The sequence below is a fragment of the Massilia mucilaginosa genome (assembly GCF_011682145.1).
In the GTDB taxonomy this organism is placed as follows: Bacteria; Pseudomonadota; Gammaproteobacteria; order Burkholderiales; family Burkholderiaceae_D; genus Telluria_A; species Telluria_A mucilaginosa.
On sequence record NZ_WHJH01000077.1, the window covers coordinates 1 to 25,034 of the forward strand.

At 63.1% G+C, this 25,034-nt stretch carries 22 protein-coding genes, 2 rRNA genes and 1 pseudogene; 10 read left to right on the forward strand and 15 right to left on the reverse strand.

All coding sequences use genetic code 11. From position 1 onward, the window contains the following. Nucleotides 1–122: 122 nt before the first annotated feature. The 4 genes and pseudogenes from F2P45_RS31630 to F2P45_RS31640 all read right to left on the reverse strand — a co-directional run bounded on the left by F2P45_RS31630 (nucleotide 123) and on the right by F2P45_RS31640 (nucleotide 3,924). Nucleotides 123–1,643 (reverse strand): type VI secretion system Vgr family protein, encoded by a 1,521-nt coding sequence (locus F2P45_RS31630; RefSeq protein ID WP_229505408.1) that lies wholly within the window; start codon nucleotides 1,641–1,643, stop codon nucleotides 123–125. A 5-nt stretch (nucleotides 1,644–1,648) separates the two neighbouring features. After that, nucleotides 1,649–2,329 (reverse strand): annotated as a pseudogene (locus F2P45_RS36570) (contractile injection system protein, VgrG/Pvc8 family); the annotation flags it as partial. A 119-nt stretch (nucleotides 2,330–2,448) separates the two neighbouring features. Continuing rightward, on the reverse strand, nucleotides 2,449–3,282 hold the full coding sequence (locus tag F2P45_RS37480; RefSeq protein ID WP_229505409.1) for a hypothetical protein: 834 nt from the start codon (nucleotides 3,280–3,282) through the stop codon (nucleotides 2,449–2,451). A 129-nt stretch (nucleotides 3,283–3,411) separates the two neighbouring features. Next, a complete protein-coding gene (locus F2P45_RS31640) occupies nucleotides 3,412–3,924 on the reverse strand; it encodes an SRPBCC family protein (RefSeq protein WP_229505410.1) in 513 nt (170 codons plus the stop codon). Between the two features lie 420 nt (nucleotides 3,925–4,344). Here F2P45_RS31640 and F2P45_RS31645 point away from each other — a divergent pair, with 420 nt between their 5' ends. Continuing rightward, nucleotides 4,345–5,859, forward strand: coding sequence for a YifB family Mg chelatase-like AAA ATPase (locus tag F2P45_RS31645; RefSeq protein ID WP_166882189.1), 1,515 nt, complete (start codon nucleotides 4,345–4,347; stop codon nucleotides 5,857–5,859). Between the two features lie 54 nt (nucleotides 5,860–5,913). On the opposite strand, the gene F2P45_RS31650 is transcribed toward F2P45_RS31645, so the two are convergent. Beyond that, entirely contained in the window at nucleotides 5,914–6,393 is a 480-nt protein-coding gene (locus F2P45_RS31650) for a hypothetical protein (RefSeq protein ID WP_166882190.1), read from the reverse strand. Between the two features lie 112 nt (nucleotides 6,394–6,505). After that, nucleotides 6,506–9,202: a TonB-dependent receptor gene (locus tag F2P45_RS31655; protein ID WP_229505411.1), complete on the reverse strand. Its 2,697-nt coding sequence runs from the start codon at nucleotides 9,200–9,202 to the stop codon at nucleotides 6,506–6,508. Between the two features lie 778 nt (nucleotides 9,203–9,980). Between F2P45_RS31655 and F2P45_RS31660 the strand changes: the two genes are divergently transcribed. The 8 genes from F2P45_RS31660 to F2P45_RS31700 all read left to right on the forward strand — a co-directional run bounded on the left by F2P45_RS31660 (nucleotide 9,981) and on the right by F2P45_RS31700 (nucleotide 16,961). Further along, nucleotides 9,981–10,781: a metallophosphoesterase gene (locus tag F2P45_RS31660; RefSeq protein ID WP_166882192.1), complete on the forward strand. Its 801-nt coding sequence runs from the start codon at nucleotides 9,981–9,983 to the stop codon at nucleotides 10,779–10,781. Between the two features lie 51 nt (nucleotides 10,782–10,832). Next, the gene (locus F2P45_RS35795) at nucleotides 10,833–11,339 is read left to right on the forward strand and encodes a hypothetical protein (RefSeq protein ID WP_223164873.1); all 507 of its coding nucleotides are present in this window, start codon (nucleotides 10,833–10,835) and stop codon (nucleotides 11,337–11,339) included. Between the two features lie 249 nt (nucleotides 11,340–11,588). Then, nucleotides 11,589–12,134: a hypothetical protein gene (locus F2P45_RS31675; protein WP_166882195.1), complete on the forward strand. Its 546-nt coding sequence runs from the start codon at nucleotides 11,589–11,591 to the stop codon at nucleotides 12,132–12,134. A 16-nt stretch (nucleotides 12,135–12,150) separates the two neighbouring features. Continuing rightward, nucleotides 12,151–13,395, forward strand: coding sequence for an MFS transporter (locus F2P45_RS31680; RefSeq protein ID WP_166882196.1), 1,245 nt, complete (start codon nucleotides 12,151–12,153; stop codon nucleotides 13,393–13,395). Further along, nucleotides 13,392–14,129: an ABC transporter ATP-binding protein gene (locus tag F2P45_RS31685; RefSeq protein ID WP_166882197.1), complete on the forward strand. Its 738-nt coding sequence runs from the start codon at nucleotides 13,392–13,394 to the stop codon at nucleotides 14,127–14,129. Before F2P45_RS31680 ends, F2P45_RS31685 begins: the two co-directional genes overlap by 4 nt. Continuing rightward, nucleotides 14,129–15,682, forward strand: coding sequence for a putative ABC transporter permease subunit (locus F2P45_RS31690; protein WP_166882198.1), 1,554 nt, complete (start codon nucleotides 14,129–14,131; stop codon nucleotides 15,680–15,682). The genes F2P45_RS31685 and F2P45_RS31690 overlap by 1 nt, the downstream gene beginning before the upstream one ends. 89 nt (nucleotides 15,683–15,771) lie before the next feature. After that, on the forward strand, nucleotides 15,772–16,116 hold the full coding sequence (locus F2P45_RS31695) for a DUF1840 domain-containing protein (protein ID WP_166882199.1): 345 nt from the start codon (nucleotides 15,772–15,774) through the stop codon (nucleotides 16,114–16,116). Then, complete coding sequence (locus F2P45_RS31700) at nucleotides 16,116–16,961, forward strand: alpha/beta hydrolase (RefSeq protein ID WP_166882200.1); 846 nt, start codon at nucleotides 16,116–16,118, stop codon at nucleotides 16,959–16,961. Before F2P45_RS31695 ends, F2P45_RS31700 begins: the two co-directional genes overlap by 1 nt. Here the strand turns inward: F2P45_RS31700 and F2P45_RS31705 are convergent. The 5 genes from F2P45_RS31705 to F2P45_RS31725 all read right to left on the reverse strand — a co-directional run bounded on the left by F2P45_RS31705 (nucleotide 16,946) and on the right by F2P45_RS31725 (nucleotide 21,891). Beyond that, nucleotides 16,946–17,458, reverse strand: coding sequence for a DUF3455 domain-containing protein (locus F2P45_RS31705; protein WP_166882201.1), 513 nt, complete (start codon nucleotides 17,456–17,458; stop codon nucleotides 16,946–16,948). The two genes, F2P45_RS31700 and F2P45_RS31705, sit on opposite strands and share 16 nt — an antisense overlap. Before the next feature lie 77 nt (nucleotides 17,459–17,535). Further along, nucleotides 17,536–18,246, reverse strand: coding sequence for a phosphatase PAP2 family protein (locus tag F2P45_RS31710; RefSeq protein WP_166882202.1), 711 nt, complete (start codon nucleotides 18,244–18,246; stop codon nucleotides 17,536–17,538). Further along, complete coding sequence (locus F2P45_RS31715) at nucleotides 18,236–19,876, reverse strand: phosphoethanolamine transferase (protein ID WP_229505412.1); 1,641 nt, start codon at nucleotides 19,874–19,876, stop codon at nucleotides 18,236–18,238. Before F2P45_RS31715 ends, F2P45_RS31710 begins: the two co-directional genes overlap by 11 nt. A gap of 91 nt (nucleotides 19,877–19,967) precedes the next feature. Then, nucleotides 19,968–21,215: a sensor histidine kinase gene (locus tag F2P45_RS31720; RefSeq protein ID WP_166882203.1), complete on the reverse strand. Its 1,248-nt coding sequence runs from the start codon at nucleotides 21,213–21,215 to the stop codon at nucleotides 19,968–19,970. Then, complete coding sequence (locus F2P45_RS31725) at nucleotides 21,202–21,891, reverse strand: response regulator transcription factor (protein WP_166882204.1); 690 nt, start codon at nucleotides 21,889–21,891, stop codon at nucleotides 21,202–21,204. The genes F2P45_RS31720 and F2P45_RS31725 overlap by 14 nt, the downstream gene beginning before the upstream one ends. A 125-nt stretch (nucleotides 21,892–22,016) precedes the next feature. Between F2P45_RS31725 and F2P45_RS31730 the strand changes: the two genes are divergently transcribed. Then, entirely contained in the window at nucleotides 22,017–23,378 is a 1,362-nt protein-coding gene (locus F2P45_RS31730) for a sodium-dependent transporter (protein WP_166882205.1), read from the forward strand. Between the two features lie 29 nt (nucleotides 23,379–23,407). Here the strand turns inward: F2P45_RS31730 and F2P45_RS31735 are convergent, their stop codons facing one another. The 4 genes from F2P45_RS31735 to F2P45_RS31750 form a co-directional block, all read right to left on the reverse strand. After that, a complete protein-coding gene (locus F2P45_RS31735; RefSeq protein ID WP_166882206.1) occupies nucleotides 23,408–24,091 on the reverse strand; it encodes a hypothetical protein in 684 nt (227 codons plus the stop codon). Nucleotides 24,092–24,116: 25 nt separating this feature from the next. After that, complete coding sequence (locus tag F2P45_RS31740; protein WP_166882207.1) at nucleotides 24,117–24,560, reverse strand: hypothetical protein; 444 nt, start codon at nucleotides 24,558–24,560, stop codon at nucleotides 24,117–24,119. Nucleotides 24,561–24,662: 102 nt separating this feature from the next. Next, nucleotides 24,663–24,775: ribosomal RNA gene (gene rrf / locus F2P45_RS31745) — 5S ribosomal RNA — on the reverse strand. Between the two features lie 147 nt (nucleotides 24,776–24,922). After that, nucleotides 24,923–25,034, reverse strand: a 23S ribosomal RNA gene (locus tag F2P45_RS31750); the annotation flags it as partial.

A 25,034-nucleotide genomic window follows, 5' to 3' on the forward strand; every position in this document is an offset into this window, starting at 1 on the left:
CTGCTCTGAGGTAGAATTCATGTCGGGCAAGGTGGCGTTTTTGTTGATAGCTGTGTTTCTAGATAACTCACATTTTATCAATCACTTACGGCATTCTTGCCCTTTTTTATGCAAAATTCAGGCTAGTTGATGTCGACGTCTTCGCCGGAAATCTGCACCGGCCCGGTCGCCTCGAACACGAATTGCGCGCCGTTGATCGACACGGTTCCATCGGCCTTCATGACGAGGCTGGCCTTGCCGACGGTGATCGACAATTCATCCCCGGCGCTGATGGCAATCGACTTGCCCACCTTGGTCGTCTGGTTCACGCCGACGACGGTTGCCATCACCATGCCCACGTTCAGGCTGTAGCCCAAGCCGACGTTGTCCAGCCGTCCCAGGCCCACGTTTTGCATGTAGGCCATGCCGATGGTCTCGGTCTTCATCCGCGCTACGTTGACCGACCAGTTCTTGCCGATCCGGTCTTTCCGGTTCTTGCCGACAGTCTTGACGCGGTTGCCGCCGATGCCGATCTGTTCGTTCTTGCCCACGTTTTCCGTGCGGTTGTCGCCGATTCCGATCGTCTCGTCATGGTCGACCCGTTCGGTGCGGTTGTTATGCACCGTGACCGACTCGTTGCGGTCCACCGTTTCACTACGGTCGCGCTTGATGTGACTGGTCTCGTCGCGGTCGATCGTCTTGCGGCGGTCATGGCCAACCCACTTGTCCTCGTCATGCTCGACTTCGGTCAGCTGATCCTTCTCGGCATGGATCCACAGTTGCTCGTGGTCTTTCTTGTCTTCGAAACGGAGCGCGTTGGCGTGATCGTAGCTGCCGTTCGGCGTCGAGCGCGTCAGTACGCCGCTCTGGGTCTTGTTGTCAGGAAGCGTCCACGGCGGCATGGTGCCGGCGTTGGGCACCATGCCGGTGATAATCGGGCGGTCGGGATTGCCATCCAAAAATTGCACGATCACTTCGGTGCCGATGCGCGGGATGAACGTCATGCCAAAATGCGATCCCGCCCACGGGGTGGCGACGCGGATCCACGCCGAGCTCTTCTGGTCGTTCTCGCCGACCCTGTCCCAATGAAACTGCACGCGCACGCGGCCGTATTGATCGGTGTGGATTTCTTCATTGGCGGGACCGACCACGGTCGCGGTCTGGATGCCGTGAATTTTTGTCTCCACACAATACTCGCCGCGCGGCGCCCGCCATGGAATGATTTTGCGGATCGCCGTCAGGCGATTGGCGTAATGCGACGGTGCGCTCTTGTTGACGTGGTAATTGTTGCTCGCGCTATGGTGCAGCTCGATGACCAGGAATTCACGCGCCTGCTCATCGCCGCCACACGGATCGGCATCGAAATGGCCGCTCAGGCGGAACCAGCGGCCCGGCTGCAGGTAGCGGTTGTTGCCACTGCCATCGAACTGCTTGCCGGCTGCTTCCATCGCTTCCATCCGCAGCTGGGCCAGGCTGCGCGCATCGCCGCTCCCCTTGAAGCCGAACGCCCCGGTATATTCGTAGGACTCGATCTTGGGTACATCGCCTTGCTGCTGCACGGTCGGCAAGGCGGTCGTCGCCGGCCGTGGCGCCTTGAAGTCGTACGAGGCAAGTACGAGGCAAGTACGACGGTACTTTGCATGACCGTGCGCGCGGGCGACCATTCGCCGATGCCGTCTTCCTCGACCGCGCCGCCGTGGCGCTGGAACGGCACCTCGGGATGGCCGTCGATCGGTTTCGCGCTGGTCGAATCGTCCGACAGGACCAGCGTGTGTCCTTGTTGCGTGTGTTCGAACCAGTACAGGATGCCGGCATTGACCCAGCGCCGCTCCAGATAGTTGCGGTCGGACTCATCGAACTGGCACGCATCCGTCATGACCGCCGCCGCGCCGCGCACGCGCCACTCCCACTCGGCCAGGGTGCCGTAATCGCCGAAAATGCTGACGGTCTGCTGGTACAGGGTCGTGTTGTGGAACAGGTAATTGTCTTTGCGCATGCCCAGGTAGCTGTACCAGGGTCCCAGCGTCGCTTCATAGAAGGACAAGCCGCCGTCGACGGTCTTGAGGCCGAAGCTGAACACGCGTCCGGTGAAGCAGCGCATGCTGCCGTCGGCCCTGACCAGCTGCACGCACATCATTTTGCCTTGCAGGTCTTTCAGGGCGATGCCGGGATCGTCGGAAAGCAGTTCCACCGTGAACGCGAACGGGCGCGACAGGCACTCCACGGCATCAATGCTGTTGACGAGCAGTGCGCTGCCGGGACTGTCGCCGTTCGGAAACGAGAGTCGCAGGATGCGGTCGTGCTGGCGGTCGTGAAGAAGCCCTTGCAGAGCCTGGAGCGCTTCGCCCATGACGTGTCCTTGTGTCGGTTAACGATCAACTATTTTCGTTGAGGTCGTCATGAGCCGGCATACGCGGGATCAACAGTCAGGAGGTTTGCAGGAGGGGCGCTCGCCTGCGGTAGCTTGATTCAGCTCAACAGCGTCTTCAGCAGCGCCTTTTCGCTATCGGTAAAGTCGGCCACGGTCATCTCTTCATCGAGCAGGATCATGTAGCGCGTTCCGCTGGCCAGCAGGGCGAGCGCCACGTTCTGGCTGCACGGCAGGAACATCGGAGCGTCGCCGTAGCGCAGCACGTTCGCGCCATGCCGTTCGACGCCATCGATCTCGGCCACGAACTTGACGTTGCGATCCTCGTCGCATTGGTAGACACGAACCAGCACCGGCCGCAGCACGACTTCCCGCCCTTGCAGGCGGCCATGGCGGAACGCGTTCCAGGCTTCGCTGTAGACCGCGTACTCGCACAAGGCGCACAGCCCGACCAGCAACAGGAAGGACACAATCCGGTTGCCCAGATGGTCGATGGCGATCGAGGTGGTGATGCGCTCGGGATGCGTGGTGCTGCGCAAGACATCCACATGGGAGCTGTGGCTGAAACCGAAGAACGAGGTATGTTGCTCCACCGTTAAGACGTCCGGACGTGCCGGGTCGGGGCGGTAGGATATTTTTGCATCGCAACTGATGAACACCATCTTCGAGATTTTGCAGGAGCCGGACACATCAGCCTCCGACTCGACCACGACCGAATCGAACCATGCGAGACGTGCGTCCCTGACGATGTCGGGCAGCCAGAACCAGATGAAGAACGCGGCGACAGCCATGACAAACAGGCCTGACACGGCATTCCAGAAGTACTTGCCGCGCACCCCGCTGTAGTTGACCTTCCTGGCCCTGGCTGGAAATGTCTTTAGCAGCAACTGCTGTTTGGCGGCCGGAGACAGTGTTTCGGGAGCGGAAATGGTCATGCAGGAGCCTTTTGCGGAACGGCGACGGGCGGTGCGCACATCGTTAAGCAAAAGATAATAATATTTATTCAACGCAATATAAATACACCGCTGCATTGGCTGCGCCGACACCACTCTGATCCAGGCGCATCACTCCTCGTGCCCGCTATTGCGCACGCGGCCGGCGCCGTGATAACCGCGCTGCCACGCCGCCACCTCGCCTGCGTGCGCGCACAGGAATGCATGCATGCGCGCGAACCGCTTGACGGTCTGGCGCCGGAACACATGGTGCACTACCGGTTCGATCAGCCAGCGCAGCGCGCGCGGACCGGCTTCGATGTTGTAGGTATAGATCAGGAGCGAGCCGCCACCGGCGGCGCTCTCGTGTTTCATCGAGGCGGCCCACTTGGAAAATGGAAAGGACGTGCCGACCATGCGCGCCGCCGCCAGGCGCGGGCGCTGGTAGCTGATGAATTCGGTGCGCATCGACAGCGCGCGCAGCAGGCCGCCGCCGGTGCTGGCACTGACCGCGCCGACAGACGGGCACGGCGCGCCGCCATCGACCTCGGTGTGCGACACCAGGCTGTCCCAGCGCGCCCGCCACTGATGGTAGTGAAAGACGTCGAACACCACCTCGCACGAGGCCGGCATGGGAAACGCCATGCGCTCATGCGCCATGGCGCACCGCCCGCTGCGTTGCCACCTGCGCAAGGGGGCGAGGCCGGTGCCTGGCGCGCGTGTCAACACGATAGGCGCCATGCACGGTTGCCAGGAACGCGTTTTGCGCCACGTCCAACTCATGTTCGCGATGGCGTAGATACAGACGCAAGCAATCAGCAGATTCAATGCGCCAGTAGCGATATCGTTGTTGGTCCGTCGGGCGCGGGATGTCATGCGGGCATTTTATCAGTCTCGCAAGCCGGACTATTCTCTTCCTGCGCCGGAAGAATTTTTGCAGGGCGCAATCACGGAAAGATTCACCTGCACTAACCGGGCCGCTCCCGCACGTTTGGCCGCTATCAATGAGCGAATGCAGACAGCGCCTAGTATCAGCCGGATCACCATGTGCCCGATCGGATTCCCATGAGCCTCGCCGTGTTACGCAGCCGCGCCCTGGCCGGCATGGAAGCGCGCGCCGTCAGCGTCGAAGTGCATCTGGCCAACGGTTTGCCGAAGTTCACTATCGTCGGCCTGCCGGACGCCGAAGTGCGCGAATCGAAAGACCGCGTGCAGGCCGCGCTGCAAAACGCCGGCTTCCAGATCCCCGCGCGCCGCATCACCGTCAACCTGGCGCCGGCCGACCTGCCCAAGGAATCGGGCCGCTTCGACTTGCCGATCGCGATCGGCATCCTGGCCGCCTCGGGCCAGATTTCTTCGCACGGGCTGGAGCGCTACGAGTTCGCCGGCGAGCTGTCGCTGTCGGGCGAACTGCGCCCGATCCGCGGGGCGCTGGCGATCACCTTCGCCATGCAGCGCGAGGCCGGCGCGCATCGCGGCTTCATCCTGCCGCAGGCGAACGCCGATGAAGCGGCGCTGGTGGCCGACGCCGTCATTTATCCGGCCGCCACCCTGCTCCAGGTGTGCGCCCATTTCGGCGCCAGCGACGAGGCCTGCCGCCTAGCCCGCCACCGGCCGCGCGCGCTCACGCGCCTGCCCGACTATCCGGATTTTTGCGATGTCAAAGGCCAGTGCGCGAGCAAGCGCGCGCTGGAAGTGGCGGCGGCGGGCGCGCACAGCGTGCTGATGGTCGGCCCGCCCGGCGCCGGCAAGACCATGCTGGCCTCGCGCTTTCCCGGCCTGCTGCCGGCGATGAGCGACCAGGAAGCGCTGGAATCGGCGGCGGTGCAGTCGCTCACCGGCGGCTTTTCGGGCGATAACTGGAAGGTGCGGCCGTTTCGCAGCCCGCATCACACCACGTCCGGCGTGGCCCTGGTGGGCGGCGGCGCGGTGCCGCGTCCCGGCGAGATCTCGCTCGCGCATTGCGGTGTCTTGTTCCTCGACGAGCTGCCCGAGTTCGACCGGCGCGTGCTGGAAGTGCTGCGCCAGCCGATGGAATCGGGCCGGGTGACGATTTCGCGCGCGGCGCGCCAGTCGGATTTTCCCGCGCGCTTTCAATTGATCGCGGCGATGAACCCCTGCCCTTGCGGCTTTCTGGGCCATCCGTCGGGCAAGTGCGACTGCACCAGTGACGCCGTGCTGCGCTATCAGGGCCGCATTTCCGGGCCGCTGCTCGACCGCATCGATATCCAGATCGAAGTGGCGGCGCTGCGGCCCGACACCCTGCTGGCCGACGCCGACGGCGAACCAAGCAGCGTCATCGCCGCCCGCGTGGCGCTCGCCCACCAGCGCCAGCTGGCGCGCCAGGGCAAGCAGAACCAGGGCTTGATCACGGGGGAAGTGGAACGGCACTGCCGGCCGGACAAGGCTGGCGAGGCGGTGCTGCGCCAGGCCATGCTGCACCTGAACTGGTCGGCGCGCGTGTATCACCGCGTGCTGAAAGTGGCGCGCACCATCGCCGACCTGGCCGATGCGCCCGTCATCCTGGCCGAGCACGTTGCCGAGGCGATCCAGCTGCGGCGCGGGCTGCGCGAGCCGTAAGCCCGTGGCCAGGCTGTGTTGTCATCAAGCTGAACGAGCGCCGGGCCGTCTGGATCAGCGAACAGCGCGGCTCTGCAGCCGGTCCGCAATGCCGCGCAGGATAGGCAAGTAGCGGGCGGCTGAGTAGTCGCGTGGGGCGATGCTGTCGAACCTGGTGAAAAAGTCGATCGCCGCGCGCGTCATTTCGCCCAGATAGTCGCGCTTCCTGATTTTTTTCCTGGCGTAGTCGTGCTCGCCGCAAAACACATGCAGGCGCAGCCATTCCCGGTCCACGTGCTTGACGCTGAAAGTGATGGGCTGATCGGGAAAACCTGTTTCGGTATCCTTGCCATCGAGCAGGTCCGGCAGGCCGTTGACGATCAACGGCCACAGCCAGTTGATATCGTCGCACAGTGATTCGTCCAGGATGATGTTGCCGTCGAGGCTGAGTATCAATGCCCCCGCCACATAGTCGGAATCGGCGACCTTGCCTTGCCAGTCCTCGAGCGGAACAAAACCTCGTCCGTGCTTCAAAACAGTTTTCACACTAAACATGACGCTCCCGGTCATACGTAACGTGCGGACGAAAAAAACAGCCGGAGCGGCCGCCGCCCCACCCCGCAGGGTGGACGGCAGCCGCTCCGGCTGCGGTCCTGCCAGGCAGCGCTTAGAACGTGTAGCGTCCTGCCAGCGTGAAGTAACGGCCAACCGCGCCCGTCTGGTGCAGCGACGGGTTGTAGTTGATACGGCCGTAGGTCTGCACGTCCAGCGGTGCTTTCTTGTTCAGCAGGTTGCTGATCGACGCGGTCAGCTCGAAGTTTTTCGAGACAGCCCATTTGCCGAAGGTGTCGAGCGTGGTGAACGAGTCGATACGGCAGCCCAGCAGCGCGACGTCGTTTTCATCCACGTCCAGGCACTCGCCGCCAACCTGGTTGGTGTTGCTGATGCTGCTGACGTAGTTGACATTGCTGGTCCACTGGAACGGACCATTTTCCCAGCCGAGGGTGAAGCGGACCTTGGTTTTCGGGGTGCCGCCGTTGCCGGACAGGTTGACGTCGCCGTGGGTGCCGGCGAATTCGAGTACTGTGCCGTCGGCATTGGTACGGGTGAATTCCTTCATGTAGGTGACCGTCACGCCGGAGGTCAGCTTGCCGTTGTTGCCCAGGTTCAGACGGCCGCGCAGGTCGAGGTCGACGCCCGAGGTCTTGGTTTTACCAGCGTTCAGGTACGGCGCCTTGACCATCAGGATCTGGCCTGGCAGGTTCGGGAAGTTGCTGGTCGCTTCGCCACGTACGATTTCAGCGTCAGGATAGCCGGCCGGATTGTCGACCACGGCGCCAGGATCGGAACCGTTGATCTCGCCGGTACGCACGATCTGCCACAAGTCCAGCGACAGGTTCACGTTCTTGATCGGCTCAATCACCATGCCCAGGCTGTAGCTCTTGGACTCTTCCGGTTTGATGTTCTTGTTGCCGATGGTGATCGCGCCAACCGATTGGGTCGAGCAGTCGAGGGCCAGCCCGGTGACCGGGCAACGGATCGGATCGTTGGCGATGTTGGTGAAGGCCGCCACCGCGCTGTCGCCGTTTTCGGCGGCGCTCGGTGCGCGGAAGCCTTCGGCATAGGTACCGCGGAATGCCAGGGTCGAACTCGGAGTGAACTTGAAGCCCACTTTCGGCGTCGTCGAACGGCCGTAGTCGGAGTAGTCATCGGAACGCAGCGCGAACTGCAGTTCCACCGATTTCAGGATCGGCACGGCCAGCTCGGTGTACAGCGCGGTCACGTCGCGCGAACCCTTCGATGCCGAATAACCGAGGCCGGGGATATCGTTGGTGTCGGTGAACGGCGTTGCCTGGCTGTCGGTTTTTTCCTTGCGGTACTCGGCGCCGATCGCGATGCCCATCTTACCACCAGGCAATTCCATCAGTTCACGGGACGCCTTGAAGTCGAACGAAGTGCTTTTCGTGACACCCGAGTTGAACAGGGTTGGCGATACCAGCGCCAGCACATCGGCGTTGTTGATGACGCCCTTGCCGATACGGAAGGTACCGTTGTTGAGCGCCGTGCGCAGCGCGCTGGTGCGGTAGTAGCCATTCTGCGTCTTGTCGGTCTTGCTTTCCGCGTACAGCACGCCGGTGTCGTAATCCCAGTCGGCGAAGTTGCCCTTCACGCCGGCGAGAACGCGGGTGACCGTCGATTCCATGTCGGAGGCGCGCGGACGCGATGCGTCGACCCAGCGCGGACGTGCCGCCACGCCGAGGATATTGTCCGGGTGGTTGGCAGGCATCAGCAGCTGGTCGGGACCGGAGTTGGTGTTGTTGACGCGGGCATTGACCAGGTCGAAGCCGGCGCCGGTCAGGCCCGATGGAGTGGTGTAGGTTTTCGCTTCCGACTTGAACACGCCGACTTCGGCGTAGGCGCGGGTGGTTTCGCCGAGCGCCAAGGTGCCGCGGGCGAACACGTTCAGGTTTTTGGTTTCTGGCTGGATGGTCGCGAAATCGACCGGATCCCACAAGCAACCGCCGCCGGTATTGTCGTGCGCGGTGCCGCCGGCCGGGTCGAGATTGATCGGATCGCAGCTGCCCGGCAGGTTGGTGACCTTGCCTGGCACGCCTGCGTTCAGCGGACGCAGGGTGCCGAGGAAACTGCTGCCGCCTGCGTTACCGGCGCTGGTGTGGCCATTGCGCTGGTCGCGGCCGCCCCATGGACGCGCATCGGCCTGGCCCAGCCATTTGTCGCGGCTGTTCTGGTCGATGCGTTTTTGTTGTTTGGCGTCGACCGTCATGAAGACGTTGTATTTGTCGGCCTGCAGGTCGCCGAAGCCGACCGCGCCGGAAATGCTGTTCACGTTGCCGTCGCGCTCGCCGGAGATGCCGGTGCTGGCGGAAATGGTTTTACCCACATAGTTCTGGCGCAAGATCACGTTGACCACGCCGGCGATCGCGTCCGAACCGTAAATGGCCGAGGCGCCGTCTTTCAGGATGTCGATGCGATCGACCGCGTCGAGCGGGATCGAATTCAAGTCGACGAAGCTGCGCTGGCCGTCATCGCCGAAGCCGTACGGGGCGGTGCGGCGGCCGTTGATCAGGACCAGGGTCGAGGAGACGCTCAGGCCGCGCAGGGACACGCCCGATGCGCTGCCGGCGAAGCCGTTGGTGAAGGAACCGCTGATACTGCCGTTGTTGTCGGCGGAAATGCTGCGCACGACTTCGGCGATCGAGGTCTTGCCGGTCTGCTCGATGTCCTTGCGGCTGAGCGTCTGGACCACCGAAATGGTTTCCGCTTCAGCGCGTTTGATGCTCGAACCCGTGATTTCCACTTTTTGAATGCTGTCGCCCGCGGTCTGCGCATTGGCCATCTGCATGCTCAGCGCGATACCACCGCCAATAAACATAATACGAATCGACCGCGATAATCTTGTCTCCACCATCATTGCCAAGCTCCTCATTTTGTAAGTACATGATCGCGTTTCGCTCTCGTGAGGCGAAACGGCCACTGATTAGTTATATTTGTAATCGTCTCTCGGACGTGTTCGCGAGATTTGCCGGAAAATCAAATCTTCGATTACATATATAACCATTACGTACTCTTTTCTGTCAATTATTGATCTTGTACATATATCTAGAAAACAACAATTGATGCCGTAACTCTGTGGATTTTCCCGCCGCTCACACTGCCGGGAAGCGGGGAAATGATAGGTAGTTTGGAACATATGCCAGACGTTACCGCCACATTGCGCATATTTCCTTGGTTTTTATGACCCCATATCGCTTCCGGAAAACTCGCCGGTCAGGGATCGATATTCGACAAAAGCGCGTTCGTTAAGATTCCCTTAATTCGCGCCGATTACAGCACAGGGTGCTCGTCATTCAGTTTGGCGTCTTTGGCACAAGCGTATTTCGGCGCCAGCGCGGGAGCGAGGAACGTATCGATGGCGGAGATTATTCCGTCCTTTATCAGGCTGGAAACGCGGCTCGGATTGTCCGCGTGCGGGATATAGCGTTGCTGGAAAGCCGGTCGCAACGGCTCAGTGGTCGAGTCTGTTGCTTATCGAGCAAGTGGACGGTTTTGCCCGGCGCCCCATGGCGGCCCGGCCTCCGATGGACTAGTATGAAAGGCTCACCTCTTCGCCCCGCCGCCCCATGCGCCTGCTCATCCTTTCTGACCTGCATCACGAACTCTGGCGCGACCAGGCGCCGCGCATCGATCCGGCGCTGTCCCGGCCCGATGCGGTCATCCTGGCCGGCGACATCGATACCGGCGCCAGGGCGCTGCCGTGGGCGGAGCGCAATTTTGCAGGCTTGCCGGTACTGTACGTGCACGGCAACCACGAAGGCTACGGCCACAATCTCGACAGCGTGCAGGCCGAGTTGCGCGTGGCCAGCGCGCACTCCGGCAACGTCCACTTTCTGTCCTGCGACGAAAAGATCATTGGCAATGTGCGCTTCCTGGGCGCCACCCTGTGGACCGATTTCCGCCTGTTCGGCGACGACGACCGTCAGGCCGCCATGCGCGAAGCCGAGGCGGTCATGAACGATTACAAGCGCATCCGCCTGGCCGGGCAGAACTACCGCAAGCTGCGCGCGGCCGATACCGCCATGTTCCACGCGCTCCAGCTCTCCTGGCTGCGCACCCGGCTGGCCACGCCGTTTGCCGGGCCGACGGTGGTCATCACCCACATGGCGCCGTCGCTGCGCTCGGTATCCGAGACCTACCAGTCCTCGCGTTTTTCGGCCGCCTACGCCTCGCGCCTGGATGCGCTGGTCAGCCAGGCCGACCTGTGGGTGCATGGCCACATGCACGATCCGGTCGATTACACGATCGGCAAGTGCCGGGTTGTATCGAATCCGTGCGGCTACAAAACGCGCGCCGGCGGCCCCGAAAACACCCGCTTCGACCCCGCCTTCATCGTCGAACTCGACGGGCGCATCGGCGTTTCCTAGACATAACGCAGCGCTGCGCATGGCATCGTCGAGCACGGACGCCTGACCGCCTTGGGCACCCTCAACCAGATGTGCGCTCGGTCCGAAGACATCTACCGGGAAAAAGTGTTTCTGTATGACGCCGTAGTAGCACAGTATCAAGACAAAAAGCCTCAAGAGGCGAAGTCCTCTGCAAAAAATAGCTCATCTACAGGCCGCAAATTGTCCACAAACGCCCAATCACAGGAACGCGAGATGAACATCGATTTATTGCCAGTACCCGAGCTGGATTGCCCTCAATGCGGAGCTAACAAATGGCGACATTTCGCAATACCTGGTCAAACCGGCTTACAACAGCAATTATTGCGAAGCGACGATAGACTCATGACTGCAAGTTTCGCTGTTTTCGTTGCGGCAATCTTCCTTTTAATTGTTCCCGCTTTGCGGGATCTTGGATTTGTTGCTGTTGGAATACTTTTGTGCCTCGTGCCATCAAGCTTTCTTGTGCTTCGATGGACAGACAACATCAAGTCAACACTTCATTTGTGCGAAACTTGCGGTTTTGTTAGCTCAGAATAACAATTTGATCCGCTACGCCGTCAGCCGCATGCTCAAGCGCATGCGGCGGCGTATCAGCAGAGCGGTACGGGTGTGCGCGGCTGGGCTTCGTTGTCGCAGCAATGACCAGAACATCGCAACTATTTCGAAAAGTAACACCACCACCCCGTTCAGCGACAATATGTATGCGCTGCTGCGCACCAGCAAAGCCCCCTAGTAAAGCCGCATCATCGCGCCCGGGACGCTGCGCATTCCTGCTAACATTGGCGAATGCGAATCTCTTCTTTCAAGCCCCTCATCGTCTCCCTGCTGGCCGGCCTTGCCCTGGCCGCGTGCAGCCCCCAATACAACTGGCGCGACTACAGCAGCCAGGATGCGCCCTTCCGCGTGATGTTCCCCGACAAACCGGCCACCCACGCGCGCGACGTCGACCTGAACGGCATGACGGTCAAGATGACCATGACCGCGGCCCAGGTCGACGGCACCATGTTCGCCGTCGGCAGCGGCGAAGCGCCCGACGCCGACAAGGCCGAAGCGGCGGTGACGGCCATGAAGACGGCGCTGGTGCGCAATATCGGCGCCACCGTCAAGAGCGAAAAGCAGGGCAAGTCCTCGGCCGCCACCGGTAGCGGCACGGCGCGTTCGAGCGCCATCGACATCGATGCGAGCGGCATGCAGAAAGGCGCGCCGATGCGCCTGGTGGGCCATTTCGAATCGCGCAACAAGCGCTTTTACCAGGTCATCGTGATGGGCCCCGAGAAAGCCATGTCGCAGGACCAGGTCGATATGTTCATGTCCTCGTTCAAGCTGCAATGAGCGCGCGATTGAACAGGTGAATACCACCCTGAGCGGTGCGCGCGCGGCGCGCGTATTCCTGTGCTTTGCGCTGGGCTACCTGCTGTCGTACGCGCTGCGGGCGGTCAACGCCGTCATCGCGCCGGCGCTGGTGGCCGAGATGGGCTTGTCGAACGCCGACCTGGGCCTGCTGTCGTCGGCCTATTTCGTCAGCTTCGGCGCCATGCAGCTGCCGCTCGGCGTCTGGCTCGACAAATACGGCGCGCGCCGCACCGAGTCGATCCTGCTGCTGTGCGCCGCCCTGGGCGCGGCCGTGTTTGCGACCAGCAGCTCGCTGGCCGGCCTGTGGCTGGGGCGCGCCCTGATCGGGATCGGCGTGTCGGCCTGCCTGATGGCCGCCTTCAAGGCGTATCGCCAGTGGTTCCCGCCCGAACGCCAAAGCCAGCTGGCCAGCTGGATGCTGGTGGCCGGCACCTCAGGCGCGCTGACGGCCACCGTGCCGGTGACGCTGGCGCTGCCGGCGATCGGCTGGCGCGGCATTTTCTGGGTGGTCGCGGCCCTGCTGCTGGCGGTCGCCGGCGCGATCTTCTTTTCGCTGCGCGGGGTCGAACGCCAGTTTGCCGACGGCGCGCCCAAAGGCGGCGCGGCGCTGGACGACGGCGGCTACCGGCGCATTTTCGGCAGCGCCTATTTCTGGCGCATGGGCGTGCCGGGCCTGCTCAATCACGGCATTTTCTTCGCGTTGCAAACCCTGTGGGCAGGTCCGTGGATGACGACGGTGCTGGGCAAGAGCGCGCAGGAGACCGGGCGCATCCTGTTCGCGTTCAATCTGGTGCTGCTGCTGTCCTACCTGGCGCTGGGCTGGGCCGCACCACGGCTGGTGGCGCGCGGCTGGAACACGCACCGCATCATCGGCATCGGGATCGGCGGCATGGTGGCCGCGCAAACGGCCATGCTGGCCACCAGCGCGCCGATGGCCTGGCTGCTTTGGCTGCTGCTGGCGGCCTGCGTGCCGGTCACCACCCTGGTGCAGTCGCACGTCGCGCTGGCCTTCCCGGCCGCGCTGGCGGGACGCGCCAACTCGGCCTACAACCTGCAACTGTTCATCGGCGCCTTTGCCACGCAGTGGGGCTTCGGGGTGGTGGTCGACCTGTTCAAGGCGCATGGGGCGGGCACTCCCGACGCCTTTCGCGCCACTCTCGCCATCGCGGTGCTGCTGCAGGCCGGCGCGCTGGCGTTCTTCACCTTCAACCGCGCCCAAGCCGAGAAACCAGGCACATGATAGAGCACAGCGGCGACGCCCTGAAGCTGACGGCACTGAGCAAACACTTCGGCCGCCCCGCGGTCGACCGGCTGGACCTGACGGTGCGGCGCGGCGAACTGTATGCCCTGCTCGGCCCCAATGGCGCCGGCAAGACCACCACCCTGCGCATGGTGGCCGGGCTGCTGGCGCCGGACGCCGGCCGCATCGCGGTGTTCGGCGTCGACCTGGAGCGCGACCCGGCCGCGGCCAAGCGCAGCATGGCGTACCTGCCGGACGACCCGATGCTGTACGCCAAACTCAAGCCCACCGAATACCTGGAGTTCGTGGCCGGCCTGTGGGGCATCGAGGCCGATGAAGCCGAACCGCGCGCGCGCCGCCTGCTCGACTGGCTCGACCTGAGCGCGCACGCGCACGAACTGACCGAAGGCTTTTCGCGCGGGATGAAGCAAAAGCTGGCGCTGGCCGGCGCCCTGATCCACGAACCGCGCCTGCTCATTCTGGACGAACCGCTCACCGGGCTCGACGCGGCCGCCGCGCGCCAGGTCAAGGACCTGCTGCTCGAGCACGTGGACGGCGGCGGCACGGTGATCCTCACCACCCATATCCTGGAAGTGGCCGAACGGCTGGCGCAGCGCATCGGCATCATCGAGCACGGGCGCCTGATCGCCCAGGGCACGCTCGACCAGCTGCGTGCCCAGTCCCAGGGCGGCACGCTGGAAGACGTGTTCCTGCACCTGACGGGAAAAGGCTGATGGCGCGCGCCGGCAGCGCCCTGTGGCTGCTGCGGCACGAACTGCGCCTATATATGTTCGAGGTGCTGGGCACGCGCAAGGATGGGACCAGCAAGGGCCTCGACAACAAGGCGATCGCGGTGTGGCTGATCCTCGCCGCGCTGATGCACGGCTTCGCCTTCATGGTGCTCAGTAACGCCAGGATCCCGGCCGGCCCGCCGCCGCACGCGCTGCTGCAAACGGTCAGCGTGCTGATGATCGCGGTGTTTACGATGATGATGTCGAGCGGCCTCAATGCCAGCGTGACGGCGCTGTTCGAACGGCGCGACCTCGACCTGCTGCTGTCGTCGCCGATCCCGTCGAGGAGCGTGTTCAGCGTGCGCCTGGCGGCGATCGCGGCCGGCAGCGCCGCGCTGTACCTGTTTTTCCTGGCGCCGTTCGCGCACGCCGGCATCGTGCTCGGACAATTCCGGTGGCTGGGACTGTATCCGGCCATCGTCGGCCTGACGCTGGTGTCGGCCCCGGCCTCCATGCTGCTCACCCTGGGCCTGGTGCGGTCGATGGGCGTGCGCCGCACGCGCGTGACGGCGCAGCTGCTTGGCGCGCTGTCGGGCGCCGCGCTGTTTTTGCTGGCGCAGGCGTCCAACAGTCCGCTCGGGCCGGCCCTGCAGCGCTTCGCCATGCGCCTGGCGCCGCTGCTCGGCGAGGGCGCGGCGCTGGGCGTCGACAGCCTGGCCTGGCTGCCGGCCAGGGCGGCGCTGGGCATGCCGCTGCCGGCGCTGATGCTGCTCGGCGCGGGCGGCGCCGTGCTGATGCTCACGGCGCGCCTGACGCACGGCTTTTTCGTGCGCAGCGTGCAGCAGGCCGCCAGCGCGGTGCGGGTGGCCAAAGCGCCGGCCGGCGGCTTGCGTTTTCGCTTCGGGCGTGGCCTGGCGCGCACCATCCTCATCAAGGAATGGCGCCTGATCTGGCGCGATCCGCAATTGATCGCACAGGTCGGACTGCAACTGCTGTACCTGCTGCCCTTGCTGGCGCCGCTGCTGCTCGGACGCGCGGTCTCGCTGCCGGCCGTGGCGGCGGCGCTGGCGTTCCTGGGCGGCTCCCTGAGTGCCTCGCTGGCGTGGATCGTGATGGCGGCCGACGACGCGCCCGACCTGCTGCGCGCCGCGCCGTGCAGCCAGGGCGCGATCCGGCGCGCCAAGCTGGCCGCGGTGGTGCTGCCGCCGCTGGCGCTGGCGCTGCTGCCGCTGTGCTGGCTGGCGCTGCGGCAGCCGGTGCCGGCGGCCATCATGCTGCTCGCCTTCGGCCTGTGCGCGCTCAACAGCGCGCAGGTGGTGGCATGGTGCAGCCGGCCGGCGGCGCGTGGCGACTTCAAGCGGCGCGGCAAGTCCAACCTGGCGTGCACCCTCTTCGAACTGCTGAGCGGCGCCGGCTGGGCCGGCATCAGCTTCCTGCTGGTGTATGGCGTGGAGCACGGCTGGAAGCCATCGGTCGTGGCCGGGGCGGTCATGAACGCCCTGCTGCTGATTGCCTTCGCAGCAACGGCACGTTTTTTCCGGGTGCAACCCGTCTGACCGGACGCGCTACGTGACGCGTACCGTCACGACTGAAAACGCCGGTTCGTGTTATCGTTTCACCATGTACGCCTAATTAGAAAGTTCCTATGTTAATTACCTTTACCTCCAAAGCAGCATCAGAAGTTTTGATGTACAAGGAACACGCCAAACGCATCCTCGAGTTGCTCCATAAAGATGTCGACCAGGGCGTCATTACGGCAGCCGAAGCACCGCACGCCTTGCAGGTTCTCGAACAAGAAATCGCCGAGAGCCGCCAGCATGCGGTGTCCGAAGATGTCGAGCGCGATGTCCACGCGCATCACAACGAAGACGGCGACGATGCCAACCACGAAGAAATCCAGGCGGTCAGTTTCTCGACCCGCGCTTATCCGCTGGTGGAAATGCTGCGCGCGGCCAAGGCCGGCGGTCACGACGTGGTCTGGGGCGTTTGATGTCCTCGCTGGTGGCGCAACATAGCCACCAGCTCGTTGCCGCCGACGGCACCCTGCTGCACGTCAGCGACTACCTGCTGCCGGCCTCGCCGCTGCGCGGCAGCGTGGTGATCATGCATGGCCTGGGCGAGCATAGCGGACGCTATCGCCGCCTGGCCGGCTTCTTCAACGATTGCGGCCTGTCGGTGCGCTGCTACGACCACCGCGGCCATGGCCGCTCGCAAGGCAAGCGCGGCGATGTCATCAACGGCGATCCGCTGCTGCAGGATGCCGAAATCGTCATCGACGACTTTGCCGCGCGCTTTCGCCGGCCTCCCTTCTTGTTCGGCCACAGCATGGGCGGCTTGTTTGCTGCGCGCTTCGCCTTGTCCGGCGTGTCGCCCCTGCGCGGACTGATCCTGTCGTCGCCCGCACTGGCGCTGCGCCTGTCGCGCCTGCACATGCTGCTGCTGGGCGCCTTGCACGCGCTGGCGCCATCGCTGGCGGTGCCGAACGGCTTGCCGGCGCGCTGCCTGTCGCACGATCCGGGGGTCGTGGCAGCCTACCAGGCCGATCCGCTGGTGCATGGCAGGATCAGCGCGCGCCTGATGCGCTCGATGTTGCGTTCGATTGATTATTGCCACGCGAACGCCGCCAGGCTGACTGTGCCGGCGCTGCTGCTGGCGGCCGGCGACGACCGGCTGGTCGACCCGGAGGGGGTGCGCCGTTTCGCCGTGCACTTGCCGCCCGGCCTGGCGCAACTGCATGTGTACGACGGCATGTACCACGAAATCTTCAATGAGCTGGACGCGGCCCGCCCGCTGGCGGACCTGCGCGCCTGGCTTGCCGCTCAGGAAGCCTTGTAGAACAGATAGTCGGCTTCGTACTTGACCATCTTTTTCGCACCAAGGTTGTCGGCGCCGCAGGCGTCGGCCGGCGCAATGCCGCCCCTGGTATTCATGCGCTGGATAAAGGTGATGCCGTTCATGGCGCCCGTGCCGGTCGATGGCGCCGCTTGCACCAGTTGCAGCGGAATCGAGGCGGCATTGCCCGATGGACTCACGCCGAGCTGCTTGCCGCCGACCTTGCTGCCATCGTTCGCTTCCCAGGTCGGGCCGGCGTAGTATTTGCCGATCGCGGCCTTGCTGGTCTTGTCGTACAGGACGGCGGTCGGACCGGCGAACACCCATTCGTGGGCGCCGGGCGTGCCGGCCTTGACCTTGCACTCGTAGGCCAGGTCGCCCGCGCCGAGCACGGTCAGGGCCAGCGTGTTGCCAGCGGGGACGGCAATCGGGGCCGGATCGGCGCCAAAGGAGCTGGACGACAACAGGACGGCAATCAGGCCAACAGAAATACGTTTCATCGGGTTCTCCCAGTCATGGTAAGGCCGCGCGGGATGCGCGGCACACAGCCATATACGGTGGGCGGCCCGGAACGGATTCAAGAAAGTTGAATATTTGCATTTCGCCGTGCCGAATGCCGGCGCTCGATCAGCAGGACGTACAACATGCTGACGATCAGGCAAGTCCACCACATCGACCATAGCGTGTGTGTGAGAAAGTGGGCGCCGCGCAATTGCTGCACCCAGCCCAGGGCAAATCCGAGGCCGAGCATGGCGGCGCCCACGCGCAGTGCCGTGCGCGGCTGGTGCGGTAGCCAGAACACGGCCACGGAAACCAGCCACAGCGCGCTCGATGCATGCCCGGCCGGCATGCAATGGCCGGCCGGGGCGTACGGCAAGGCCGACTGGAACAGGCGCACATAGGTTTCGCCGCCGCCGAACAGCGCAAGGTCCCACGGGCAATGCGAGGCGCTCGCATATTTCAGCGCGCCGATCCAGGACGGCACCAGCACGGCCGACAGCGCCACCACGCGCAAGCGCAGCCGGAACGGCGCCGGCCAGGCCGCGCGCGGCCAGCGCAGGTCGAACACGGCGCTCAGCACCACGGCGCACGCCACGGTCAGCAGTACCGCCTTGACCCAGACGTGGCTGACAGTGTCGGCAAACCACGCATGGCGCCACGGAAAGGTGGCGCTGACCGGATCGAACATGGCCTGCGCCAGCATCAGGTCGAGGTCGGTGAAGGCGTTGAGCCACGCGATCGCCAGTGCGCTGCCCGCCAACGCCAGGCCGAGCCGTTTATGTCTCATGCGTGCACGGTCCGACAATGTCGAGGCCGGGGTTGTAGACCGCCGTGCCGATGCGGTGCATGCCCAGCACCGAGTGAAACACATTGTCGTGCGAGAACGATTGCCCGGTGCGGGCCGCCAGGCAGCGCTGGTCGATATGAAAGCGCGAACGGAAGCCCTCCGACAGCCACAGCATGAACGGCACCGCGCGCTGCTCGACCGGCGAAATCACGTAAGGCGCGCCGTGCAGATACATATTGTGTTCGCCGAGCGACTCGCCATGGTCGGAGAAATACAGCATGGCGGTATTGACCTGTTCCTTCGCGCCGCTGGCCTTGAGCAATTCGATGGCCTGGTTGAGAAAGTGGTCGGTGTACAGGATCGCGTTGTCGTAGGCGGCCACGATCGATTCGCGCGAGCACGATTCGAGCTGGTTGGTCCGGCACACCGGGCCGTAACGCTGGAAGGCGGCGGGCGCGCGCTTCCAGTAGGCGGGGCCGTGGCTGCCTTTCTGGTGCAGCACGATGACCAGGTCCTTGCGCGCCTTGCGGATCAGCTCGGGCAAGCCGTCGAGCAGGCGTTCGTCGTAGCACTCGTCGTCGACGCACCATTTGTTGCCGGGATCGGCTTTCGACAGGTCTTCGTACGCGACCCGGTCGCACGCGCCCTTGCAGCCGGAATTGTTGTCGCGCCACAGGACGTTGAGACCGGCATGCGTCAGCACATCGAGCAAGCCCTGCTGCGCATGGGCCTTGTCGTCGGCATAGTGTTCGCGGCCGAGGGCCGAAAACACGCAGGGCACGGACACTGCCGTGGCCGTGCCGCACGATTGCACATCGGTAAAGTTGAGCAAGTCGGGCTGTCGCGCCAATTCCGGATTGGTGACGCGGGCGTAGCCGTTGAGCGAGAAATTGGCTGCGCGCGCGGTTTCGCCGACCACGATCAGGGTCACCGAGCGCCGGCTGTTGCCGCCGGTGCTGGCGCGCATGGTCGCGTCCATGCCCAGCGGCGCGACCACCAGCGCCTGGGCGCGCTGCTGTTTGACGTAGCCGTTGATGGCCTGGATGTAATTCGTCGGCGCCAGCAGGAAACGCAGTTCGCGGTGTTCGCGCAGCGCGGGGGCCAGGCTTTTGAAGAACAACAACAAGAGCATCGCGGCCACCAGCAAGGAGCCGCCGATATTGGCGGCCTGCAGGATGAGGCCGCGCTTGCCCGCGCAAAACAGGATCCGCGTGCGCCAGACCAGCATCGACGGCACGATTCCCAGCAAAGTGATGGTCAGCAGCAGCTTCCAGTTCAGCAATTCGAGGGCTTCATGGACGTCGGTTTCGAGCAAGTTCTGGATCATCGACTTGTCGATCGCGGTGCCGTATTCGTTCATGAAGTAGTACGTGGCCGAGCTGGCCATGAACAGCACGACCAGCGAGGGCTTGATGATGAAACGGAAATTGATGAGGTTCAGGCAGGCATTGAACAAGAGCACCAGCAGGGCGAAACTCCCCAGGTGCAGCGGCAGGTGCGACAAGCCGAGGCCGCCGGTCGCGCTGAAAAACGTGCGCCAGAAATTGGCGTTGTAGGCGGTGAGCAGGAACACCGAGGCGCCCAGGATGAGCAAGGACGCGTGGATGCGCGGCGTGGTAGTCAATGTCAAGGCAATCTCCAGGGTCAGCGATGCCGCCTGGTAAGGCGACACACCGTGGCGAAGATACCGTTCCGAACATCAAGCCGGCGTCAACCGGGCGTTAAGATGTCGTTAACGCAGGATCGAAGCGGATTTCGACGATGCTGCCGCCACCCTCGCGTTCGCTGAACACGAGCGTGGCGCCGAGATACTCGCAGATGCGGCGCACCAGGGCCAGGCCGAGGCCGGCGCCGGCAGACCCTTTCGCTGCCGGCCCGGCACCCGGCTCCGGGTTGAAGGTGGCGCGCACCGCCAAGGGCAGGCCGGGACCGGTATCTTCGACCAGCACCGCATCGGCGCCGAGCCGGACCGACACGGCGCCCTGCGCGGTGTACTGGCAGGCGTTGCGGATCAGGTTGCCGATGGCGGCCACCAGCAGTTCGGGCGGCGCGGCGATGGCGAAGGCGGGGCCGCCGAGGAAGCGCAGCGCGACCGGCTTGCCCGCGAGCAGCGGTTGGGCGCGTTCGGTTTCGGCGCGGGCGACCTGCTCGATGCTGGTGACGGGATGGGCGATGCGGTCGCGCGAACGCGCCAGGGTCAGCAGCACGTTGACGCAGGCGGACGCTTCGTTGGCAGCACGCAGGATGCGTTCGGCCGCGGCGGCGGTGGCCGGATTGGCCTCCTGCTGGGCGAGGATGATTTCGGCGGCGCCGGTGATCACGGTCAGCGGCGTGCGCAATTCGTGGCTGACGTCGCCCGTGAACAGGCGCTCGCGCTCGAGGTAGGTGCGCAGCTCGCTGGTGTGGGCGGCAAAGGCGCGCGCCAGCACGCCGAGTTCGTCGCTGCGTTCGAGCAGCGGCAATTCGGCGGAATTGTCGCGCACGGCGGTGGCCAGGGTCGTAATCGGGGTTACGAAGCGGCGCCCGATGAAGCGGCCCAAAAACAGCGAAAACAGCATGATGCCAATAAAGCCAAGGCCGAACATCGAATAGACGACCAGTTCGATCTTTTCGTAATCGCTTTCGTGATCGACCACGACGTAGTTACCGGTTTCATCTTTTCCGCTCAGCACGTGCAGGCCGACGCCGTCGACGTGCGCTTCGCCAACGCCGTCGGGCAGCGTGCGCAGTGGTTCGGGAATGGCCGCGCCGTGGTGGAAGCTCAGGCCGGCGGGCATGGCGACCGGCAAGCCGGCGGCGTGGCGCGGTACGGCCCAGGCGGCGGCTTCGGCCAGGCGGTTGTCGACCAGGTGGACTTCGATTCCCTCGACCGCCACGATGGCGATGGCCGCCAGGAATACCGAGGAGCCGAGCGCGAACAGCAGGTAGGCGACCGCGATGTGGCGGCGCAGGGAGTCAGGCGGCGTCATCGGTGCTCACCAGTTTGAAGCCGAGTCCGGGGATGGTGCGCAGCATGGGAAAAGGAAACGGTTTGTCGAGGGCCTGGCGCAGGGCGTGGATATGGGTGCGCAGGGCATCGCTGTCGGGCCGGTCGTCGCCCCAGACGGCGTGTTCGATCACGTGGCGCGGCACCACCTTGGGCGCCTCGCGCATCAGGCATTTGAGAATGGTGTAGCCGGTTTTGGTCAGGCCCAGCGGGATGCCGGCCCTGGCCGCTTCGTAGGTGCCCGTGTTAAAGCTCAGCTCGCCGACGCGCAGGATGGCCGCGCCGCCGACGACGCCGTTGGCGCGGCGCAGCAAGGCCTTCAGGCGGATGTCGAGTTCGACCAGGGAGAATGGCTTGACCAGGTAATCGTCGGCGCCGCTGTCGAAGCCGGCGACCTTGTCTTGCAGGGTGTCGCGCGCGGTCAGCATCAGGACCGGGATGTTGCTGTTGAGTTCGCCTCGGAGTTTCTGGCAGATGTCGAGGCCGGTCAGGCCGGGCAGCATGACGTCGAGCACCACCACGTCATAGGTATTCTGCGCGGCCAGCGCCAGGCCGGCATAGCCGTTGGCGGCCGAGTCGAGGATGTAGCCCTTCGGTTCCAGGAAACCGTAGAGGTTGGCCACGATGTCGGGATTGTCTTCGATGATGAGGATGCGCATGGGGCTATTCTAGTGTACTGCGCCTGCCGGGGGGGCGGAAGCGGCGGGCGGCGGGCGTGGGCGAGGCTGCGTCTGTTCCCAACTGCTACAATCACTGCCTTTTTTCGATGTGACAGATTGCAGCAATGACTCAGGATTCTATCAAGCGCGGCGGTTTCAGTTCCAGTTTCGGGGTATTGGCGGCAACGCTCGGCTCGGCGGTTGGCCTTGGCAATATCTGGAAATTCCCCTATCTGACGGGCGCCAACGGCGGTGCCGGCTTTTTGCTGATCTATGTGCTGTGCACCCTGGTGGTCGGTATCCCGGTCATGATCGCGGAAATCACGATGGGGCGCGCGGCCAAGGCCAATCCGATCACTGCGCTGCAGCGACTGAACCCGGGCAAGGCACCGTGGTGGCTGATTGGCGTGGCGGGCATGGCCGCGGCTTTCCTGATCTTGTCGTTCTATTCGGAAGTGGTAGCGTGGGTGTTTGCGTATGTCATCAAGGCCATCGACGGTTCCATTCTCAGCAGCGAGCGGCGCGTGGCGGAAAGCGCCTTCGGGGCGCTGATCGCCGATCCGATTCAATCGCTGTTGTGGCAATGGTTCGTGCTGGCGTTTATCGGCGGCATTTTGCTGCTTGGCGTGACCAAGGGCATTGAAGGACTGACCAAAAAATTGATGCCGGTCCTGTTCGTGCTGCTGCTGTTGCTGTGCGCCGTCAGCCTGTCGCTGGAGAAAGCCGCTGACGGCCTCGCGTTCCTGCTGCGCCCGGATTTCAGCAAGATCAGTGCCGGCGTGGTATTGACGGCAATGGGCCTGGCGTTTTTCAAGCTGTCGCTGGGGATGGGAACGATGATGACCTACGGTTCCTATTTTCGCGACGATCAGAATATTCCGCAAACCGCCTTGCGGGTCATGACCGCCGATCTGTGCGTGTCCATGCTGGCGGGGATCGCGATCTTCCCCGCGGTATTTACCTTCGGATTCGAACCGTCGGCCGGTCCCGCGCTGGTCTTCATGACGATTCCCGCCGTGTTTTCGCAAATTCCGGGGGGCCACCTCTTGATGATCGTTTTCTTTGTGCTGGCGGCGGTAGCGGCGACCGGCGCGATGCTGTCGCTGATGGAGGTGCCGGTGGTGATTTTGCATGAGCGCCTCGGCATGAGCCGTCCGAAAGCGACCTTGATCACGATCGCCTGCCTGATGCTGCTCGGTTCCACGTGCGCGCTGACGAATAGCGTGCTGTCGCACGTCAGGGTGTTCGGCCTGAATCTGTTCGACCTGTTCGATTTCGTGTCGTCGAATATCCTGCTGCCGCTGGGCGGCATTTTGCTCGCGCTGTTTGCCGGCTGGGTATGGGGTACGGATCGATTCAGCGATGCCATATCGAACAAAGGCACGCTGTCCAACGCGGCGACCGCGCGCGTGGTGCTGTTTTTGCTGCGCTACGTGTCGCCCTTGCTGATTTTGCTGGTGATGCTCAAAGGGTTGAAGGTATTTTAAGGGCGCGACAAGCGTGGAGAACATGCTTGTCACGCGCTTTCACGTGGTGGAATGAGCCGCCCCTTGCGATAGGCGCTGCCGAACAGGCGGACCAGGCAGGCGCTCAAGTTGCGCAGGGCGGGATTGCGGGCATGCCTGCCGCTCGGCTGAGGGCCCACGGTGTCGTCGCACAGCTTGCGCGAGAAGCGGGTATTGAATTTTTTTGTCACCGTCGCTGGCCGGAAGCCAGCATCGGTCGAGATGGCGCCGATGCTGAATTTGCTGCGTCCGTGTTTTTTTCCGGAACGATGGATATTGATGTTGACTGCATCGTTGATCAGCAGCGTTGCTGCAAGCAGGTTGTCAAAGACCAGGAGCTCGATGGAGCGGATCGCGCCAGGGGCAAGCAGCGTTAAGAGCCGGCTCAATTGCGTTTCCACGCGCATATCACCACCAAACTCGACGCCGTTAGAGTCGAGTACGCCATTCTCGATATACACCTTAAAATTGAGCTCGATAGCGCTGCTGGCAAAACGGTAAGGCTTTTCGTAAAGTTGATAATCATAGTCACCCACGGGTTCGAAGCCGTGTTCGATCAGGGTAGCGCTGGAAAAGTCCGGGAAGCCGAGCATTTCCGGCCGCGTGATGAGCCCCTCCTCGATATAGATGCGCATGAGTTCTGCAACGGAACAGTGCACAAGCGGGTCGATGGCGGCTGATTTTCTGGGATGCATGTGTCTTTTCCTTCGGGTTCTCTCGCTAGCCGGATTGTCCCATTGCCTGTTTCAAGGCGCGCCAACTGACGAGAAAATCAGCTTCGATGGCGCCGCCAGTGGGAATCGCGTTCAGTGGATCGGCAAAAAACTCTGCAAGGCCACGTTGGATGGCGTCGATCAGTGCCGCCAGCGACACCGGGCCATGTTGGCGCCCATCGTGTGTGACGACAATGCCTTGTTTCGTACTGCGGAAATGGACGCAGAATGCGGAATGGGTGCCTTCCATCTGGAAACTCGTCGCACCGTTCTGCAAACTGACAACGCCGTCCATCAAAACATACAGCGCCATATAGATTATATTAGGCATGTGCGTCCGTTTGCGAGAGGAAATCAGATCCAGGCCGATGTGCATGTCAATCTCGCCTGTGTCGAAATCGGTAGCGAACTCTTCGCTGTCATGGCGGGAAAAGCGGAAGTCGATCAACATGCGGAAATCCATTTACAAAGAAAATTTCCAGATCAATACAAAAATGCGGACGAAAAAAAACCCGCATGGCTTTCGCTCACACGGGTCATTCTCTTATAACTAGCCTGACGATGACCTACTTTCACACTGGTTGCAGCACTATCATCGGCGTAAAATCGTTTCACGGTCCTGTTCGGGATGGGAAGGGGTGGTACCGATTTACTATGGTCATCAGGCATAACTTGGTCAGCTTGGTGCTCCCGACTGGGCAGCACTAGCTTGAATCTGGAAGAAGTATCGTTTTATGTATTACTTGGGTAGTGATCGTGCGTATCGCACAAAACACAACGCGCATTTCTTATCTCTGTACCTGCTAAGGTTATAGGGACAAGCCGTACGGGCAATTAGTATCAGTTAGCTTAATGCATTACTGCACTTCCACACCTGACCTATCAACGTCCTGGTCTCGAACGACCCTTTAAAGAGCTCAAGGCT